General features: G+C 71.3%; 3 protein-coding genes. All 3 read right to left on the bottom strand.

The features are described 5' to 3' along the window. A partial coding sequence (locus AC5LUJ_RS07035; protein ID WP_493464655.1) for a toll/interleukin-1 receptor domain-containing protein occupies positions 1-616 on the bottom strand: 616 nt, incomplete at its 3' end. 472 nt (positions 617-1,088) lie between these two features. Continuing rightward, positions 1,089-1,736, bottom strand: coding sequence for a fasciclin domain-containing protein (locus AC5LUJ_RS07030; RefSeq protein WP_250291881.1), 648 nt, complete (start codon positions 1,734-1,736; stop codon positions 1,089-1,091). A 170-nt stretch (positions 1,737-1,906) separates the two neighbouring features. Then, positions 1,907-3,050 (bottom strand): molybdopterin-dependent oxidoreductase (locus AC5LUJ_RS07025; RefSeq protein WP_493464654.1); only part of this gene is annotated, 1,144 nt, incomplete at its 5' end.

The following is a 3,050-nucleotide window of genomic DNA, read 5'->3' as shown; positions in this document are numbered from 1 at the left end:
GCACCGTCGTCACCCGCTGATCGAGCAGGCGGGCGCGCAACTGCGACAGTTCCTCCTCCCGTCCGGTGAAGTGCGGATTCCGCGGCCATGCCAGTGACAGCACCCGCGGCCCCGGAAAACGCGGGCCGCTGTCCTCCTCGGCTGTCGGACCTGGGAACGGTGGTGTCACCGACGGGCGCGCACTACCGGTCAGTGCCGCGTCGACCGTTGCCGCCAGCCGGGCCGTCGCCGTCGCCTCGTCGATCTCGAACAGGTCCGTACAGACGATCTTACTGAAGGGCTCCGGTGGGGTGAAGTCGACTACCCGCAGCGGCAGCAGGCGTCGGTTCCGCCCCAGTGGATCCGACCTCCATGCTGCCTGCCACTGTGCCGTACACATCTTCGAGGCAACATATTTCGGTGACAGCATCGCCACTGTACGTTTCGACCGCGCCATAGCCGCCAGCATCCGCTCCGGCAAGTGCATTCCCGGGACCACGTCCCACGCCCGCAACATCACCCGGTGCCCGGCGTCCTCCAGACGCGAGGCCACCCACTTCGCCCAGTCCTCGTCGGCCCGCGTGTACGAAACGAAGAAATCCCACTCGGACCCGTCATCGCCCCCGTCACCGGTCACACCGACAGGATTTCACCGCAAACCGCTGTCGGCCACTGTCCGGCCACTGCCCGGGCACTGTCCGGCAGCGGACGATGGCGGGAACGGGTCGGGCCGCGGTGGGCCGGATGGCGGCGGAGCATGTGTCGGCGTGGCGGGCGTTCCCGCGCTTTCCGGCGATCCCAGTAACGGCCCGGGAGGTGGGCAGTAACGGCCCGGGAGGTGGGATTACCTCCCGGGCCGTTACTGGGAAACGTCACGATCATAAAGACGCGGCCCGGCTATCCGGTTCCGGACGATCCCCCTTCCATGTCCCGGAAGGCCGGCCGGAGCCCCCGTGAGGGCGGTCGGACACCGAGGCGCCGTCGAGCGGCGGTAGCCGGTCCTGCGATCGATGCCTGCGCGGCGTCGGCCGGATCACGCCGGCGCGTACGCGGGCCCGCGGGCCGGGCACCCACGGGCGGGCACCTACGGGCCGGGTACCTACGGCCGGTCAGGATGTGGGTGTCAGGACGCTGTCGATGATGTAGACGGTGGCGTTGGCGGTCTGGACGTTGCCGCACACCACGTTCGCGGTGTCGTTGACCTTGAACGACTCGCCGGAGCCGGACGTGGTCAGCCTGCCCTTCTCCAGGGTGGCGAAGGAGCCGTTGACGAGGTCGGCGGGAGCGGCCTTCTGCCCGACGACGTGGTAGGTGAGAATCTTGGTGAGCATGGCCTTGTCGTTGAGGATCGCGTTGAGCTGGGCTGTTGGGATCTTGGCGAAGGCGTCGTTGGTGGGCGCGAAGACGGTGATGCCCTGCGCGTTGTTGAGGGTGTCGACCAGGCCGGCCTTCTCCACCGCGGTCACCAGGGTGGACAACACCGGATTGTGGGAGGCGGCGGTGGCGACCGGGTCGCTGGCCATGCCGCTGAAGCTGCCCGCGCCGCTCGTGGGCACGGCGGAGCAGGCGGCGCCGAACGGCTGGGCCATGACCGACTCGCCGGGGGCCGTCGGCAGCGCGGCCGCGGAGGACGCGGGCGCGCTGGCCGCGGAGTCGGTGGGCGTGTCGTCACCACCGCAGGCGGTCAGTGCCAGCGGCAGGATGACGACGGCGGCAGCGGCGGTAACACAGCGGGTGATGCGGGTGAAAGCGGTCATCGTGACTCCGGTGTCAGGATTGGGCCCGTGGACCAGTCCTTGACGCGGACGGTCCCTGACTGGATGACGAGCCCTTGGTCGGCTGAGAGGTGGGCCGGTGCCCCGTGCGGTGCGGACACCGGCCACGGCGGTCCGCCCGATACGGGGCGGCAGCGGGGCAGCGGCGAGGGCTAGGTCACGCTGACCACCACCGAATGCCAGCCGGTCGCGCCGTCGGGTATGGTGCCGGCGCGCCGGTCGGTCTGGGTGTAGCCGGTCCGGTCGGTGGCGCGGACCTCGAGGGCGTGGCTGCCGGGGGTGGCGGGCCATTCCCACAGCCACTGCCGCCAGGTGTCGGCGGTGTCCTGCGCGGCGAGTGTCGCGGCGTGCCACGCGCCGCCGTCGACCCGGACCTCGACCCGGTCGATCCCCTTGTGCTGGGCCCAGGCCACGCCCGCCACCGGGACCGTGCCCGCCGTGAGGGAGGCGAAGGGCTTCGGGGTGTCGATACGCGACTCGGTCTTGATCGGTGCCTGGCTGGACCAGGAACGTCTGACCCAGTAGGCGTCGTACGCGTCGAACGTGGTCAGTTCGAGGTCGGTGACCCACTTGCAGGCGGAGACGTAGCCGTACAGCCCGGGTACGACCATGCGGACGGGGAAGCCGTGGGCGAACGGGAGCGGTTCGCCGTTCATGCCGAGGGCGAGCATCGCGTCGCGGCCGTCCAGCACGGCTTCCACCGGAGTACCGATGGTCATGCCGTCCACCGAGCGGGACACCAGCTGGTCGGCGGGGCCACCGTGCGACGGCGGGCGCACGCCGGTCTCCCGCAGCAGGTCGGCGAGGCGCACGCCGATCCAGCGGGCGTTGCCCACGTACGGTCCGCCGACCTCGTTGGACACGCAGGTCAGGGTGATGTCGCGTTCGATCAGCTCGCGTTCCAGCAGGTCCTGGAAACTCAGGCGCATCTCGTTGCACACGCCCCTGCCGTGCAGGCGCAGCCGCCAGGTGCTGGCGTCGACACGCGGGACGACCAGGGCGGTGTCGACCCGGTAGAACGAGGCGTTCGGCGTCAGGAACGGCCCCAGCCCCGGCAGCCGCAGGTCGGCGCCGGAGGGAACCGCGGCAGCCGGTGCGTGGGGCCGCGGCAGGCGGACGGCGGTGCGTGACGCCACAGCTCGGGTGCCGCTCGATGCGTTCAACGACAGTCCCAGCGCTCCCGCCCCGGCGGACGCCGCGGCCGCCGCGGTCGCCGCGAGGACGAATCCCCGCCGGTCGAACGCGGCTGCTGGCCGCGCCGGCGTGGCTGTGGGCACAGGCCGCGCCGGCGCGGCC

Source organism: Protofrankia sp. CiP1_Cm_nod3 (assembly GCF_982290655.1).
The sequence above is the reverse complement of the archived record's forward strand: the minus strand, read 5'-3'. Positions and strand labels throughout refer to the sequence as shown.